The sequence below is a fragment of the Microbacterium sp. FW305-3-2-15-F-LB2 genome, from assembly GCF_058787255.1.
Genome location: NZ_JBYSZO010000001.1, coordinates 1,344,343 through 1,358,035, shown reverse-complemented (window position 1 = coordinate 1,358,035; position 13,693 = coordinate 1,344,343). Strand labels below are relative to the sequence as shown.

Below are 13,693 nucleotides of genomic sequence, written 5' to 3'. Positions count from 1 at the left end.
GACAGTTTCTCAGCGTGCGAGACCGACGAGTTCGGCGCTGCGATCCCATAGCAGACGCGCCAACGCCGGGTCATCGGCCCGTCGATGCGTCCTGGCGGGCTTGTTGTTCGCGTAGAAGCCGCCGGGCTGCCAGTCGACGCCGGGCTTGCCGAGCGCGAGCCAGGTGAGGCGGGCGCCGCCGACGTCGGTCGAGGTCATGAAGCGTTCGGCGAGCGGGCCCCCGTAGAGGAACTGCCACGATCCGCTGCCGGTGGAGCCGAAACTCGAGGCGATCACGCCGGGGTGGTACGCGACGGCTGCGAGTCCCGCGTCGCCGAAGCGTCGGTTCAGCTCTTTCGTGAAGAGGACGTTCGCGAGCTTGGCGTTGCCGTACGCGCGCGACGCGGAGTAGCGGCGCTCCCCCTGCAGGTCGTCGACGTCGAAGCGCGAGAAGAGTCGGGCGGCGGCGCTGGAGGTCTGGATGACCGACGCACGCGACTCGAGGAGCGTCTCGCGCAGCATGTTCGTCAGGAGAAACGGAGCGAGGTGGTTCACCTGGAAAGTGACCTCGAACCCGTCGCCTGTGAGCTTGCGGTCACCGAAGATGCCGCCCGCGTTGTTCGCGAGGACGTCGATGCGGGGATACTCGGCGCGCAGGGACTCCGCGAGTTCGCGCACCTGCTCCAGGTCGGAGAAGTCGGCGGTGAACGACCGGACCCCGAGCGCGTCCGCGACGCGCCGCGTCTTGTCGGGATTGCGGCCCACGACCACGACCTCCTCGCCGATCTCGTGCAGCTGGCGTGCCGCGGCCGCGCCGATTCCGTCGCTGGCTCCGGTGATCACGATGGTGCGGGGCATGGATCCTCCTGGGTGTGGACCCGCAACGCTAGCGATGTCACCGATGAGAGAACCGGGGGTTGCCCCCGGCATCCGGGACCTCCGTGAACTCACAGCCCGCTCCCAGCCCCGCGGGACCAAATCCGCGGGGTCGCGCGTTCTCCTCAGTGATGCCCGCAGCGGGCATCGCAGGCGAAAGGATCACACCGTGACCACGGAGTACCGCAAGACGTCGGAGGCGCTGGGACGTCTCACCGACCGCCAGTTCGCCGTGACGCAGGACGACGCGACCGAGCCGCCGTTCCGCAACGAGTACTGGGACAACCACGAGCAGGGCATCTACGTCGACGTCGTTTCGGGGCAGCCGCTGTTCTCCTCGACCGACAAGTTCGACAGCGGGTCGGGCTGGCCGAGTTTCACCAAGCCCATCGACGACGCCGCCGTCGTGGAGAAGACCGACCGGACGCTCTGGATGAAGCGCACCGAGGTGCGCTCCAGCGGAGCCGACAGCCACCTCGGCCACGTCTTCGACGACGGCCCCCGCCAGGCCGGCGGACTGAGATACTGCATGAACTCGGCCGCGCTCCGGTTCGTTCCCGTCAACGAACTCGAGACCCAGGGCTACGGCGCGTACCTGGCCCTCTTCCGCGAGAGCCGCGCGTCGTGAACCTTCTCTCCCTCTTCTCTCACCGCGATCGCAAAAGGAGCGACACCATGACCAGCGGACCCACCGACACCGGCGAGATCACCCGCCGCCCCGGCACCGAGACCGCCGTCCTCGCGGGCGGCTGCTTCTGGGGCGTCGAAGACCTCATCCGTCGCCAGCCCGGCGTGCTCGACACGCGCGTCGGCTACACCGGCGGACAGAACGACCACGCGACGTACCGCAACCACCCCGGCCACGCCGAGGCGGTCGAGATCGTCTTCGACCCGACGAAGACGTCGTACCGCGACATCCTGGCGTTCTTCTTCCAGATCCACGACCCGTCGACCCTGAACCGCCAGGGCAACGACATCGGCACGAGCTACCGCTCCGCGATCTTCCCGCTCTCCCCCGAGCAGGAGCAGGTCGCCCGCGACACCATCGCCGACGTCGACGCGTCGGGCATCTGGCCCGCCAAGGTCGTCACCACGATCGAGCCCGAGGCCCCGTTCTGGGAGGCCGAGCCCGAGCACCAGGACTACCTGATCCGCATCCCCAACGGGTACACGTGCCACTTCGTGCGCCCCGGCTGGGTACTGCCCAAGCGCGAGGACGCGAACGCGTAAGTCTGTGAACGAGGGCCCGGATGCCATGGCATCCGGGCCCTTCGTCGTGCCGGCCGCGCGGCCGGACGGTTGATACGGTGGCGGCACCATGGACATCCGTCTGGACCCCGCGTCGTCGACGCCGCCGTTCGCGCAGGTGCGCGCGCAGATCATCGCGTTGATCGACGCGGGCGACCTGCCCACCGGCACGCGTCTGCCGCCGGTGCGCACGCTCGCCACCGACCTCGGGTTGGCCGCCAACACCGTGGCACGCGTCTACAAAGAACTCGAGGAAGCGCGGTTCGTCGAGACCCGCGGCCGCGCGGGCACCTTCGTGTCGGCCGGAATGGATGCCACGCGCGCACGCGCCGCCGAGGCCGCGGCGGCATTCGCGCGCGCGATGCGCGACCTCGCCGTCGCGCCGTCGGACGCGCTGGATCTCGCGCGGGCGGCGCTGGGGAACGAGATGACCTCCGCCTCCCGAAATGACGAGTGATTCCGGCGGGATGCCGGTCACGTCGCTCAACAGCGGTCATCTCGGCGCGTAGCACCGACGCGCGCAACCCCCGCTGATCGGCGGGCGCGGCTACCTACGCTCGAACCATGAGCGAATACGACGTCGTGGTGATCGGGGCAGGACTGGCGGGGCTCCGGTGCGCGACACGGCTGGCCGAGGCCGGGCGCGACGTCGTCGTCATCGAGGCCGAGGACGCAGTCGGCGGACGCGAACGCACGGACGTTGTCGACGGTTTCCGGCTCGACCGCGGATTCCACGTGCTCAACCCGGCGTACCCGGCTGTGCGGCGCTGGGTCGACCTCGGCGCCCTGGCGTTGCGTTCCTTCCCCGTGGCGCTCGGTGTCCGGCTCGACGACGGAGTGGCACGGATCGCTCATCCCCTGCGCCATCCCACCACGATCCCGAGGTCGCTGGCGAGCGGGCTCGTGCGCCCCGCCGACCTCGTGCCTCTCGCCCGGTGGGCGCTTCCGGCCCTCACGCGGCCGCGCACCGTGAAGCACGGACCCGATCGCCGTCTCGCCGAGGCGTGGGACCGGGCGGGTGTGCGCGGACCGGTGCGCGAGAGTGTCCTGGAACCGTTCCTCGCGGGCGTTCTCGCCGACGACCGGCAGGAGTCGTCCGACACCTTCGTGCGGCTCCTCGTCCGCAGCTTCGCCCTCGGCGCGCCCGGGGTGCCGGCCGCGGGGATCGGCGCCCTTCCCGCGCAGTTGGCGGACACCGCGCGGCGCGCCGGAGCCGGCATCCAGCTGTCCCGCCGGGTCACCGCCACCCGGCCGCACGGGAGCGGCTGGCGTGTCGAGACCGAGGGCGCGGATGCCATCGACGCCCGCGCCGTCGTGGTGGCGACGGGGCTGAACCCCGCGCTGGACGTGCCGTTGCCCCGCCCCCGAGGGCTGCAGACGTGGTGGTTCGCCACCGACGAACGCCACAACGACGATGCCGCGTTGCGCGTGGACGGTCTGCGTCGCGGACCGATCGTCCACACGGCGATCGTGACCAACACCGCGCCCACGTATGCGCCCCGCGGCCAGCACCTCGTCGAGGCGACGAACGTGCTGCCCACGACCGCGACGGAGGCGGACGTCCGACAGCACCTCACCGAACTGTGGGGCGTGGACACGCGCACGTGGCGGTTGCTCCGTCGCGACGACATCGCGGCCGCCCTCCCCGCCCAAGACCCGCCGCTCCAGCTCCGCCGGCCCGTGCGGCTCGGCGACGGCCGGTACGTCGCGGGCGACCACCGGGACACCGCATCGATCCAGGGCGCTCTCGTGTCGGGGCAGCGGGCCGCCGAGGCCGTGCTGCAGGATTTGCAGCACTGAACCGGCGGGACGCACCCGTCAAGATGGGAGCATGCGGATCACCGGCGCACTCCTCCTGTCTGTCGCGGCGACGTTGTCCGGCCTTCTCGGCGTCCTGATGCTCGGCGCATCCGGGTTGACCTTGGCCGGCCCCGGGATCACCGTCATCCCCTACTCGGACTCGGACGATTCCGAGCGCGCCATCGGCCTAGCCATGGGCGCCCTGGGACTCGGGATCTGGATCATCGGGCTCATCGGCGCGGCGCTCGTCGGACTCCGCGGCTCGAGGTCCGGCCGTGGCCGCCGAGTCATCGTGGGCATCACGCTGGCGATCGCTGCTGCCGTCGTCCTGGCCGGCCTGATCGCCGTCCTCTCAGTCGCCGCTCCCGCGAGCGAGTACCCGCAGCCGGAGTGGGGCCGTGCCTGAGCGCGAGACCGAGGAGCAACGGCGGGGCCGGCTGGCACTGTGGAGCTGGCAGGATCGGCAATTGCGAGCGTCCAGACCGCCGCGACTGGACGACGGTCGGCGGCTCATCCGCGTCTTCCCGGAGTGGTTTGTGGAACTGCCCCTCTGGGAGAACTTCAGCGATGCCTACCCGGCGACACGGGAGACGTTCCCCCTCTCGGATGATCTCCTCGACGCTCTGACGGCGTGGAACGACGAGTGGCAGGATCGTCAGCCGGAGGATCCGCTCACCGACGAGGATCGCTGGATCGCGGACGGCCTCGCGCTCGTGCACCGACTGCGGACCGAACTCGCGGGCGTCGCGGAGGTCCGCGCCGAGTTCGGCCACTGACGCTCCTCGACGCGACACCCCGCCGATTCGCGTGCTCGGTGCACAGATGCCCTCGCCGTGCAGTCCCGCGACGGGGCTGGGAATGGACACGTCCCTGGGGGACACTGGAGAACATGGAGTTCGGCGGAACCGTGCCCATGGACGCTCCCGATCCGGGCATCGCGTCCGACGCCCGGCTGCGCGCCGTTTCGTTCCCGGTGTTCCAGCTCCGGCCGCAGCGCTCGCTCACTCGCGTCCCGATCACAGGGTTCACCGAGTCAGGCGGGCCGAACGGCCTGGGCGAGCTGTCCGTGCAGTTCACCTACACGCTGTGGCGGTATCCCGACGATCGCTCCGACCCGCGGAACGAGGTCGAGCTGGATGACCGGACCCGACGCGCGATCGAGGACGAGCCGCCGTGGGGCCGACCCGCCTGGCTGCGGGAGCAGGCGCGGATCTTCCTTTATCCGATGCTGTGGGAAGCGACCCGGACGGCGTGGCACGCGTCACCCGACCGCGATCGGCATTCCCTCTCGCAGCAGCTCGTGGACCACACAAATCACGTCCTGCGGAACAGCTTCCGTGAGGAACTCGGGCTTCCGGCCGGCCCCACGACGTCGGACGGGTGGAGGGTGAAAGCGAGCGCGGTCGCCGATTCCTCGATCAGCGTGAACGGAGAAGAACGTCCGGGCGTGCACATCGACACCGACCCGTTCGTCTACGCCGTCGGCTTCCGCGTGGACGAACACGTCGTCTGCACCTCTGTCCTGCCCCGGGACGCCCTGCCGTTCCTCGACCTCTCTCTGGTCCGCGTCGAGACGGAGCTCAGCCGCGCCGCGCCAGAGCCTCGAGCGCCGCGCCCGTGACGCGCCGCGTCGTCCACTCCTCCATGGCTTCGGCGCCGAGGGCGCGGTAGAACCCGATCGCGGGCTCGTTCCAATCCAGGACCGTCCACTCCAGGCGCGGATACCCGCGTTCGAGGCACTCGGCGGCGAGCGCCGACAACAGCGCCACGCCGTACCCGTTCGACCGGTACCGCTCGTGCACGTAGAGGTCTTCCAGCCAGATGCCGTGGCGCCCGGTCCACGTCGAGTAGGTGAGGAACCAGATCGCGATGGCGCGGATCTCGCCGTCCCCGCCGTCCACGACGAACGCGAACGCGCGCGGGTCGTCGCCGAAGAGCGTTTCGGTGAGCATCTCGACCGTGTTGTCCACGGCATCCGGTTCGCGTTCGTAGTCGGCGAGCGCCTGAATGCACGCGAGGATGCCGGCCTCATCGCCGGGGCGGGCCCGGCGCAGCACGGCGCCGTCGGTCAGGTCGGTCATGGCTGAGCCTCCCAGCTCTCGGTCGCGACGCGGCGGAAATTCCCGCCCAGCACCGCCGCGATGTCGTCTTCTCTCCACCCGCGCCCGCGCAGCGTCGCCCCGAGGCCGATGAAGGTCTCGGGCGGCATCCATTCCACCGGTCCCCACGCCGTGTAGCTGGCGTCGTAGAGCGCCGGGCTGTGAGCGAGGGTCGTCTGGAACGTCTCCCAGTCGAACGAGAAGTCCGTACTCACTCCGACGTGACGGATGCCGACGAGCTCCACGGCGTACTCGATGTGGCGCACTATCGCGTCGAGCGTGGGCGTGTTGGGGCCGAGGAAGATGCCGACGCCGGTGATGCCGACAACTCCCCCGGTGTCGGCGGCGGCGCGTGCCTGGTCGTCGGTGATGTTGCGGGGGTGGGCCCACACGGCGCTCAGGCACGAGTGGCTGAACACCACCGGGCGCGTCGACACGGCGCACATGTCGAGGGAGGTCCGGGCGCCCACGTGCGAACCGTCGGGCACCATTCCCCGGCGGTTCAGCTCGGCGATGAGGTCACGCCCCCACCGGGTGAGGCCGGGGTCGTCGGCGTCCAGGCATCCGCCTCCGGCCGCATTGGCGTAGTTGTAGACCGGCCCGAGCGTGCGCACGCCCTGCGCGACGAGGGGCGCGACGGCGTCGAGGTCGCCGCCGAGCGGAGCGCAGTCCTCGAGGTCGAACACGATCGCCGTGTCGCCCGCGGCGGCGATCCGGTCGACGTCGGCGACCGACTCGGCGAGCTCCAGCCCGTCGATCCCGGTCACCTGCGCGCGGAAAGCCCGGAGGAGGGAGGCCGTGACCTCGGGCCCGTGCGGGGCGTAACCGACGTTGAGCGACACCAATCCGCCGCCGGCCGGACGGTAGCGCTGCAGCTCCGCCAGGTCAGCGGTCTCGACGAGCTCGGCGCACGCGTGCTGGTCCCACAGCATCGGTCAGGCGCCCGTGCGGGCGGAGAGCGCCGGGTCGAGGGCCTCGCGCTCGTCGAAGACGAAGCACTCGCCGTCCCAGTGCGCGTCGCCCTGGTCAGCGAACCAGCCGAGGACGCCGCCGTCGAGCTGGTACGCGTCGAGCCCCTCGTCGCGGAGGTACAGCGCCGCCTTCTCGCAGCGGATCCCGCCCGTGCAGAAGCTGACGACGGTCTTGCCCGCGAGCTCGTCGCGGTGGGTGCTCGCGGCATCCGGGAACTGGGTGAAGCGCTCGATGCGCCAGTCCTTCGCCCCCGCGAACGTGCCGTAGTCGACCTCGAACGCGTTGCGCGTATCGACGAGGACGACCTCGCGGCCCTCGTCGTCGGTCCCCCGGTCGAGCCAGCGGCGCAGCGTCGCCGGCGACACGGCGGGCGCGCGCCCGTCCTGCGGGCGCACCTCGGGGCGATCCATGCGGATGATCTCGCGCTTGACCTTCACCAGAAGACGCCCGAACGGCACGGTCTCCGACCAGCTCTCCTTCGCGGCGAGGGGCGCGAACCGCGCGTCGGCGCGCAGATCGTCGAGGAAGCCGCGCACCGCATCGGGCTCGCCCGCGAGGAAAAGGTTGACGCCTTCTTCCGCGAGCAGGATCGTGCCGCGTAGTCCCGCCGCCGCCGCGCGCGCCTTGAGCACCGGGCGCAGCGCCGCGGGGTCGTCGATCCGTGTGAAGAGATACGCCGAGACGTTGAGGACGGATGCCGCGGATGCCATGGCATCCAGGGTACGCAGAGCGCAAGGCCGCCCGATCCCACCGCAGCGCTCGGTAGCGTTGCAGGACCGCTTCCCTGGAGGTGCCGTGCCCGAAGGTCCCACCGTGTCGATCGTGATCCCCGTCCGCGACGACGCCGTCCCCCTCGCCGCCTGCCTGCAGGCCCTCGCCGCTCAGTCGCGCCCCGCCGACGAGATCGTCGTCGTCGACAACGCGTCCCGCGACGACAGCGCGGCCGTTGCCCGAGCCGCTGGGGCCCGGGTGGTGTTCTGCGGCGAGCCCGGCATCCCCGTTGCCGCGGCGACCGGGTACGACGCGGCCCGCGGCGACCTCGTCCTGCGGCTGGATGCCGACAGCCTCCCGGGCAGCGGGTGGGTCGCGAGCATGGTCGACGCCCTCTCGGATCCGGAGGTGGATGCCGTTACCGCCGGCGCCGTCTTCCACGACGGTCCCGAACGTCAGCGTCGGCCGATGGCCTGGGCGTTCCTCGGGACCTACACCGCGTTCGCGTACCCGGCCCTCGGTCACGCCCCACTGTGGGGATCGAACATGGCGTTCCGCCGCCGGGCCTGGCAGAGCGTGCGCGATCGTGTGCACCTCGACCCGCGCCTGCACGACGACCTCGACCTGGCGTTCCACCTCGGCGAGGATCACCGGATCCGCATCGTGCCGGGCCACCACCACATGCGCGTCTCCTCCCGTACGGTGCGGCCGCGACGGTTCGCGAGGAGTTTCTCCCGCGGCATGGGCACGGTGTTCGCGCACTGGCCGCGCGAGATCCCCCCGCTCCGGTGGGCGCGACGGCTGCGGCGGCGCGGCTGATGGCGGCGGTGCTCTTCCCGAACGTGGATGCCCCCGACCTGCACGTGATGAGCTTCAACATCCGACGGCGGTTCGAGCGGATCACATGGCCCTCCGACGACCGATGGGGTCTGCGCAAGCAACGCCTGCGCGTGTTCCTCGGTGCGAACAAGCCCCACGTGCTGGGGTCGCAGGAGGCCCTCCCCGATCAAGCCCGCTGGGTGCAGGATTCCCTGGGCACGACGTACGGCCGGGTCGGGCTCGGCCGCGGACGCGACCGCGGCGGCGAGGGCACGCCGATCTTCTACGACCGCGACCGCCTCGAGCTGCTCGACTGGAGGCAGACAGCGCTGTCCGACACCCCCGCGGTCGACGGGTCGACGGGGTGGGGCAACACCATCCCCCGCATCGCCGTCATCGCGCGCTTCCGCGACATCGAGACCACCGCGCCGTTCGTCTTCGTCAACAGCCACTTCGACGCGTTCTCCCACCGAGCCCGCCGCCGGTCGGCGCGCTGGCTGTCCGACCTCGTCGCGGGAGAGGATCTGCCGCTGGTGTTCACCGCCGACGTCAACGCCCCCGTCCGTTCCGCCGAGCTGTCGGCGATGTTCGCCGAAGGGCACCTCGTCGACACGTGGTCGTACGCCCCGGTGCGCCGGACCGCCGAGTGGGGCACGTTCAACAACTACCGCCGGCCGAAGCTCGGCGCGCGCCGCATCGACGCGATCCTCACGACCCCCGACGTCGGAGTGCGAGGCGTGGGCATCGACCCGCGTCCCACGGGAACGAGCTGGCCCTCGGATCACCTTCCGATCCAGGCCGTGGTGCGGATCCCGGTTCCGGGGGCCCGATGATCCGCGCGATGTACGCGAACCTGAAGCGACCGCCCCGAACCGCGGTGGAGTGGATCGCGGATGCCGTCCGCGCCGTGGCGATCCTCACGGTCGTCGTGTCGGCGTTCACGCACCCGGCGACCGACACCGCGGTGCTGTCGATGGCCCTGCCCGCCGTCATGCTCTCGCGCATGTTGGGGCTCCGCTCGGGGCTGGACCTCGTGACCTGTGTCACGGTCTTCGTCGCCGCCGGTAGCAACGTGATCGATCTGTACCGTTCCTGGACGGGGTGGGATCTCGTCGTCCACACGGCGTGCACGGGCGTTCTCGCCGCCGTCGCCCTGGTCGTCCTCGACGACACCGGCGTCCTCGCCCCGACCGGCCGGCGCCGCACACCGATCGTCGTGGCGACGGTCGCAGGACTCGCCCTCAGCGCGGTGTGGGAGATGGTGGAGTGGTTCGGCTACCGCTTCCTCACCGACAGCATCTTCGTCACCTACGACGACACGATCGGCGACATGGCCGCGGGCGGGATCGGCGCTCTCGTCGTCGGCATCCTGGCATCCCGGTTCCGGCTGACCCGGGGCGACCGCGCGGCACTATGAGCGCGCGGTCGCCCCGGGACGGCGTCAGATGCGGCCGGCCACGTCGCGACCCACGAGGTCGCCATCGGGGTTCGGCTCGCTGAGCTGCTCGCCCGGAGCGGTCGCGTCCGCCAGCGGCGGCAGCGCCGCCTCAAGGCGGGCGCCGATCTCGGCATCCACGTTCTTCCAGTACTGCACGGCACGGGCCCGCACGTCCGGGCGGGTGACACCGCCGACGTGACCGGTAATCGTCTCGACGAGACGGTCGCGCTGCTCGGCCGACATGACCTCGCGGACGAGTGTTCCCGCCTGACCGAAGTCGTTATCCTCGGGGTGCAGCGTCGCCGCGGAGCGGACGAGCTCGCCGTCGCTCTGCCACCCGCCGTCGCCCGTCCGGCGCGGGTCGGCCGCGGGACCGCCGAGCGAGTTCGGCGCGTAGACCGGGACCTCGGGCGGGTTGTACTCGTACCGCATCGCGCCCTCCTTGGAGTAGGAGTGCACCTCGGTGTGGGGACGGTTCACCGGCAGCTGCTGGTAGTTCGTTCCGACGCGGTAGCGGTGCGCGTCGGCGTAGCTGAAGATGCGGGCCTGCAGCATCTTGTCGGGGCTGCCGTCGATGCCGGGCACGAAGTTCGACGGCTCGAACGTCGCCTGCTCGATCTCGGCGAAGTAGTTGCCCGGGTTGCGGTTGAGCTCCATCGTGCCGACCTCGATCTCGGGGTAGTCGCTGTGCGGCCACACCTTCGTCAGGTCGAACGGGTTGAAGCGGTAAGTCTTGGCATCCTCGCAGGGCATGATCTGCACCTTGAGCGTCCACGTCGGGAACTCGTGCCGCTCGATCGCGGCGTACAGGTCGCGGATGTGGAAGTCCGCGTCCTGACCGGCGATCTGATCGGCCTCGTCCTGCGAGAGGGTCTTATGGCCCTGATCGGTGTGGAAGTGGTACTTCACCCAGAACCGCTCGCCCTCGGCGTTGATCCACTGGTACGTGTGCGACCCGTACCCGTTCATGTGCCGCCAGGAGGCCGGGATGCCACGGTCGCCCATGAGCCACGTGACCTGGTGGGCGCTCTCGGGCGAGAGGGTCCAGAAGTCCCACTGCATCGTGTTGTCGCGCAGGTGGCTGCCGGGGAGGCGCTTCTGCGACCGGATGAAGTCGGGGAACTTGATGCCGTCCTTGACGAAGAAGACGGGCGTGTTGTTGCCGACGAGATCGTAGTTGCCCTCGGTCGTGTAGAACTTCAGCGCGAATCCGCGGGGGTCGCGCCACGTGTCAGGGCTGCCCTGCTCGCCCGCGACGGAGGAGAAGCGCGCGAGCATCTCGGTCTCGGCGCCCGGCTGGAACAGTGCCGCCCGCGTGTAGGCCGACACGTCGCCCGTCGTGCGGAACGTGCCGAACGCCCCGCCGCCCTTGGCATGCACCACGCGCTCGGGCACGCGCTCGCGGTTGAACTGCGCGAGCTTCTCGATGAGGTAGTGGTCGGTCAGGGAGATGGAGCCGTCGGCTCCCACGCTCTGCGAGTGCTCGTCGCTGGCGACGGGCGCTCCGTTGTTGGCGGTGGTGGGGGTGGTCATGGCGCTCCTCACGTCCGGGGAATCGGTGGGATCCTTCGACGCTACGCAGGGCGTCCGCCATGGGCGACCTGTTGCGCTTCGCGGCCCGGTCGCCTACCGTCCGGCACCTGTCAATCCCCCACGGGCCGCCCGGACGCCTCGCGAGCATGGCGGGACCGAAAGAGAGGACCGCATCATGTCGAAGGATCTGTCGAAGGGCGACCGCGTCAGCTGGGACACGTCCCAGGGCCGCACGCAAGGCGAGGTGGTGGAGAAGAAGACGAAGGACTTCCAGCACGACGGCCAGAAGTTCACGGCCTCCGACGACGACCCGGCCTACATCGTGAAGTCCGAGAAGACCGACGCCACGGCCGCCCACAAGGGCTCCGCGCTCCGCAAGCTGAAGGGCTGACCTGTGCCGAACTCCTGAGTCATCGCCGCACATCGCCCACCGACGCCGCAGGGGCCGGGTGCCGCGCCGGTTTCTCAGGAGTTCGGCCCGCGCCCGCCCCCGGCGCCCAGCCCGTCGAGAAGACCGGTGCGCCGCACTATCCCGCGGCGTCCCTCCGCTTGCGCATCTGCGCGAGCGCGAGGGACAACCGATGGTTGCCGGCGAGAACGTCCTCGTGGCGCTCGAGGAACGCCCAGTAGGCCTCGGTGAAGACCGAGTCCTTGGCATCCTGGGCCGACGGCCACCACGACCCCATCTTCTGCAGGTACGCCCCGCCCGAGACGTACGGCTTGGTCGCGACGAAGCCGCCGTCGGCGTACTGGCTCATGCCCATGACGTTGGGCACCATCACCCAGTCGTACGCATCGACGAACAGCGCGAGGAACCAGGCGTTGACCTGGCGCGGCGCATACCCCTGCAGCAGGAACCAATTGCCCAGCACCATGAGCCGCTCGATGTGGTGCGCGTAACCCCAGCGGTGCACGCGCTCGAGCACGGTCCGCACCGGCACCGGCAGCTCGGACGGCATCCGCTCCCCCGAGTACCAGTACTTCTCCACCCGTTTCTCGAGGTGCAGGGCGTTCACGCGCTCGAGCTTCGGGTGCGCCCGGTACATGCCCCGCATGTACTCGCGCCAGCCGATCACCTGCCGCACGAACCCCTCGACGGATGCCAACGGCGCGTCGGTCCGCGTGACGGCGGCGATCACCTCCTCGACGGTGAGCAGGCCGATGTTGAGCATCGGCGAGATCACGGCATGGAAGAGGAAGGGCTCGTCGGCCCGCATCGCGTCCTCGTACCGGCCGAAGTCGGCGAGGCGCTCGGCGACGAAGACGTCGAGCCACGCGCGGGCGTCATCCGGGGTGACGGGGAGCCAGAAGTCCGTCGCCGCGCCGGGGTAGTCGGGGAAGCGTTCGTCGACCTCGGCGATGACTTCCCGGGTGATCTCGTCGTGCTCGAGCTGCGGAAGCGGGGGGAGGTCCATCCCCTTCTTCGGGAGCGGCTTGCGGTTGTCGGCGTCGAAGTTCCACCGTCGCCCCGCGGGCTTCCCGCCATCCATCAGGATGCCGGTGCGTCGACGTTGCCAGTGGTAGAAGTCCTCCATCAGGGGAGTCGGGTGCTCCGCGAACCACGCGTCGACCTCCTCTTCGGGCGTGAGGAACAGCCCGTCGGGAAGGATGTCGGTCGCGACGCCGTGTGCTTCGCACAGCCGGGCGATGCGCTCGTCGACCGGCCGGTTGGGGTCGCTCATCCACGTCAGTTCGGTCACCCGGTGCTCCATCAGGAGGCGCGTGAGACCCGCGGCGAACCCCAGGTTGTCCTCGAGCGCGATCCTCCGCACCGTGCGGCCCTCGGCCTCAAGTCGCGCGGCTGTGTGGCGCATCGCCGAGACCAGCAGGACGATCTTGTGCCGGTGGTAGGGCAGTTTCGCGAACCGTGGCCCCGACTCGATGAAGAAGAACTCCTCCACGTCGTCCGCGGCGAACGCCGGATGCTCCGCGAACTGCTGTGTCGCGAGGATCAGCGCCGCCTTCATGAGCGCCGCCGCTGCGTGGCCGCTTTCGCACGGCATCCGCGCGAGCAATACCGGACCTCGTCCCACTGGTCGCGCCCGCTCCAGCGCTTGCGATCGGAGAAAGGCCTGCCGCAGTGGGCGCAGGGTTTGGTCCGCAACGGAGGTCGTGCCATGGCGTCATGGTGCCAGCACGCGCTCCCACGGATTCGGGGCTTGCGCCCTGCACACCGACCGCTCCCGCGCAAGGGTCGTGCGCTCATCGCGCGAGGCTG

Annotated in this window: 18 protein-coding genes; 11 read left to right on the top strand and 7 right to left on the bottom strand. The window is 70.4% G+C overall.

What is annotated here, in order from left to right:
- Positions 1–9: 9 nt before the first annotated feature.
- Positions 10–837 carry an SDR family NAD(P)-dependent oxidoreductase gene (locus AC3WLZ_RS06605; protein ID WP_492469513.1) on the bottom strand — a complete coding sequence of 276 codons (828 nt, stop codon included), beginning with the start codon at positions 835–837 and terminating at the stop codon, positions 10–12.
- Positions 838–1,024: 187 nt separating this feature from the next.
- On the opposite strand from AC3WLZ_RS06605, the gene msrB reads away from it, so the two are divergent.
- From msrB to AC3WLZ_RS06570, 7 genes are all read left to right on the top strand, one after another.
- Positions 1,025–1,483: a peptide-methionine (R)-S-oxide reductase MsrB gene (gene msrB / locus AC3WLZ_RS06600; protein WP_412924298.1), complete on the top strand. Its 459-nt coding sequence runs from the start codon at positions 1,025–1,027 to the stop codon at positions 1,481–1,483.
- A gap of 47 nt (positions 1,484–1,530) precedes the next feature.
- Positions 1,531–2,085, top strand: coding sequence for a peptide-methionine (S)-S-oxide reductase MsrA (msrA, locus tag AC3WLZ_RS06595; protein WP_412924297.1), 555 nt, complete (start codon positions 1,531–1,533; stop codon positions 2,083–2,085).
- Positions 2,086–2,173: 88 nt separating this feature from the next.
- A complete protein-coding gene (locus AC3WLZ_RS06590) occupies positions 2,174–2,560 on the top strand; it encodes a GntR family transcriptional regulator (protein WP_412924296.1) in 387 nt (128 codons plus the stop codon).
- Between the two features lie 107 nt (positions 2,561–2,667).
- Complete coding sequence (locus AC3WLZ_RS06585; RefSeq protein WP_492469512.1) at positions 2,668–3,903, top strand: NAD(P)/FAD-dependent oxidoreductase; 1,236 nt, start codon at positions 2,668–2,670, stop codon at positions 3,901–3,903.
- A 31-nt stretch (positions 3,904–3,934) separates the two neighbouring features.
- Positions 3,935–4,309: a hypothetical protein gene (locus AC3WLZ_RS06580; RefSeq protein WP_492469511.1), complete on the top strand. Its 375-nt coding sequence runs from the start codon at positions 3,935–3,937 to the stop codon at positions 4,307–4,309.
- Complete coding sequence (locus AC3WLZ_RS06575; protein ID WP_492469510.1) at positions 4,302–4,679, top strand: immunity protein CdiI family protein; 378 nt, start codon at positions 4,302–4,304, stop codon at positions 4,677–4,679. The genes AC3WLZ_RS06580 and AC3WLZ_RS06575 overlap by 8 nt, the downstream gene beginning before the upstream one ends.
- 113 nt (positions 4,680–4,792) lie before the next feature.
- The gene (locus AC3WLZ_RS06570; RefSeq protein WP_492469509.1) at positions 4,793–5,524 is read left to right on the top strand and encodes a hypothetical protein; all 732 of its coding nucleotides are present in this window, start codon (positions 4,793–4,795) and stop codon (positions 5,522–5,524) included.
- Here the strand turns inward: AC3WLZ_RS06570 and AC3WLZ_RS06565 are convergent.
- Genes AC3WLZ_RS06565 through AC3WLZ_RS06555 form a run of 3 tightly spaced genes read right to left on the bottom strand, consistent with a single transcriptional unit; the run spans position 5,484 to position 7,684 of the window.
- Positions 5,484–5,984: a GNAT family N-acetyltransferase gene (locus AC3WLZ_RS06565; RefSeq protein ID WP_492469508.1), complete on the bottom strand. Its 501-nt coding sequence runs from the start codon at positions 5,982–5,984 to the stop codon at positions 5,484–5,486. The genes AC3WLZ_RS06570 and AC3WLZ_RS06565 overlap by 41 nt on opposite strands.
- The gene (locus AC3WLZ_RS06560) at positions 5,981–6,934 is read right to left on the bottom strand and encodes a dipeptidase (protein WP_492469507.1); all 954 of its coding nucleotides are present in this window, start codon (positions 6,932–6,934) and stop codon (positions 5,981–5,983) included. The genes AC3WLZ_RS06565 and AC3WLZ_RS06560 overlap by 4 nt, the downstream gene beginning before the upstream one ends.
- Positions 6,935–6,937: 3 nt before the next feature.
- Positions 6,938–7,684: a sulfurtransferase gene (locus AC3WLZ_RS06555; RefSeq protein ID WP_412924289.1), complete on the bottom strand. Its 747-nt coding sequence runs from the start codon at positions 7,682–7,684 to the stop codon at positions 6,938–6,940.
- A 103-nt stretch (positions 7,685–7,787) separates the two neighbouring features.
- Between AC3WLZ_RS06555 and AC3WLZ_RS06550 the strand changes: the two genes are divergently transcribed.
- The 3 genes from AC3WLZ_RS06550 to AC3WLZ_RS06540 are packed head-to-tail and all read left to right on the top strand — an operon-like array spanning position 7,788 to position 9,921.
- The gene (locus tag AC3WLZ_RS06550) at positions 7,788–8,504 is read left to right on the top strand and encodes a glycosyltransferase family 2 protein (RefSeq protein ID WP_492469506.1); all 717 of its coding nucleotides are present in this window, start codon (positions 7,788–7,790) and stop codon (positions 8,502–8,504) included.
- Positions 8,504–9,337 carry an endonuclease/exonuclease/phosphatase family protein gene (locus AC3WLZ_RS06545; RefSeq protein WP_492469505.1) on the top strand — a complete coding sequence of 278 codons (834 nt, stop codon included), beginning with the start codon at positions 8,504–8,506 and terminating at the stop codon, positions 9,335–9,337. Before AC3WLZ_RS06550 ends, AC3WLZ_RS06545 begins: the two co-directional genes overlap by 1 nt.
- Positions 9,338–9,345: 8 nt before the next feature.
- The gene (locus tag AC3WLZ_RS06540) at positions 9,346–9,921 is read left to right on the top strand and encodes a DUF2238 domain-containing protein (protein ID WP_492469504.1); all 576 of its coding nucleotides are present in this window, start codon (positions 9,346–9,348) and stop codon (positions 9,919–9,921) included.
- Positions 9,922–9,945: 24 nt separating this feature from the next.
- Here AC3WLZ_RS06540 and AC3WLZ_RS06535 read toward each other — a convergent pair whose 3' ends face one another.
- Positions 9,946–11,475, bottom strand: a complete 1,530-nt coding sequence (locus tag AC3WLZ_RS06535; RefSeq protein ID WP_492469503.1) for a catalase — start codon at positions 11,473–11,475, stop codon at positions 9,946–9,948.
- Positions 11,476–11,650: 175 nt separating this feature from the next.
- Here AC3WLZ_RS06535 and AC3WLZ_RS06530 point away from each other — a divergent pair, with 175 nt between their 5' ends.
- Entirely contained in the window at positions 11,651–11,866 is a 216-nt protein-coding gene (locus AC3WLZ_RS06530) for a hypervirulence associated TUDOR domain-containing protein (protein WP_412924284.1), read from the top strand.
- Positions 11,867–12,002: 136 nt separating this feature from the next.
- Here AC3WLZ_RS06530 and AC3WLZ_RS06525 read toward each other — a convergent pair whose 3' ends face one another.
- Positions 12,003–13,442, bottom strand: coding sequence for a cryptochrome/photolyase family protein (locus AC3WLZ_RS06525; RefSeq protein WP_492469502.1), 1,440 nt, complete (start codon positions 13,440–13,442; stop codon positions 12,003–12,005).
- Positions 13,439–13,594, bottom strand: a complete 156-nt coding sequence (locus tag AC3WLZ_RS06520; RefSeq protein ID WP_412924282.1) for a DUF2256 domain-containing protein — start codon at positions 13,592–13,594, stop codon at positions 13,439–13,441. Before AC3WLZ_RS06520 ends, AC3WLZ_RS06525 begins: the two co-directional genes overlap by 4 nt.
- Positions 13,595–13,693: the final 99 nt, after the last annotated feature.

Bases quoted from the DNA above. Each gene is read 5' to 3' on its own strand.
- AC3WLZ_RS06605 (WP_492469513.1), bottom strand. From the start codon at position 837: ATGCCCCGCACCATCGTGATCACCGGAGCCAGCGACGGAATCGGCGCG.
- msrA (WP_412924297.1), top strand. From the start codon at position 1,531: ATGACCAGCGGACCCACCGACACCGGCGAGATCACCCGCCGCCCCGGC.
- AC3WLZ_RS06590 (WP_412924296.1), top strand. From the start codon at position 2,174: ATGGACATCCGTCTGGACCCCGCGTCGTCGACGCCGCCGTTCGCGCAG.
- AC3WLZ_RS06585 (WP_492469512.1), top strand. From the start codon at position 2,668: ATGAGCGAATACGACGTCGTGGTGATCGGGGCAGGACTGGCGGGGCTC.
- AC3WLZ_RS06580 (WP_492469511.1), top strand. From the start codon at position 3,935: ATGCGGATCACCGGCGCACTCCTCCTGTCTGTCGCGGCGACGTTGTCC.
- AC3WLZ_RS06570 (WP_492469509.1), top strand. From the start codon at position 4,793: ATGGAGTTCGGCGGAACCGTGCCCATGGACGCTCCCGATCCGGGCATC.
- AC3WLZ_RS06565 (WP_492469508.1), bottom strand. From the start codon at position 5,984: ATGACCGACCTGACCGACGGCGCCGTGCTGCGCCGGGCCCGCCCCGGC.
- AC3WLZ_RS06560 (WP_492469507.1), bottom strand. From the start codon at position 6,934: ATGCTGTGGGACCAGCACGCGTGCGCCGAGCTCGTCGAGACCGCTGAC.
- AC3WLZ_RS06555 (WP_412924289.1), bottom strand. From the start codon at position 7,684: ATGGCATCCGCGGCATCCGTCCTCAACGTCTCGGCGTATCTCTTCACA.
- AC3WLZ_RS06545 (WP_492469505.1), top strand. From the start codon at position 8,504: ATGGCGGCGGTGCTCTTCCCGAACGTGGATGCCCCCGACCTGCACGTG.
- AC3WLZ_RS06540 (WP_492469504.1), top strand. From the start codon at position 9,346: ATGTACGCGAACCTGAAGCGACCGCCCCGAACCGCGGTGGAGTGGATC.
- AC3WLZ_RS06535 (WP_492469503.1), bottom strand. From the start codon at position 11,475: ATGACCACCCCCACCACCGCCAACAACGGAGCGCCCGTCGCCAGCGAC.
- AC3WLZ_RS06530 (WP_412924284.1), top strand. From the start codon at position 11,651: ATGTCGAAGGATCTGTCGAAGGGCGACCGCGTCAGCTGGGACACGTCC.
- AC3WLZ_RS06525 (WP_492469502.1), bottom strand. From the start codon at position 13,442: ATGAAGGCGGCGCTGATCCTCGCGACACAGCAGTTCGCGGAGCATCCG.
- AC3WLZ_RS06520 (WP_412924282.1), bottom strand. From the start codon at position 13,594: ATGGCACGACCTCCGTTGCGGACCAAACCCTGCGCCCACTGCGGCAGG.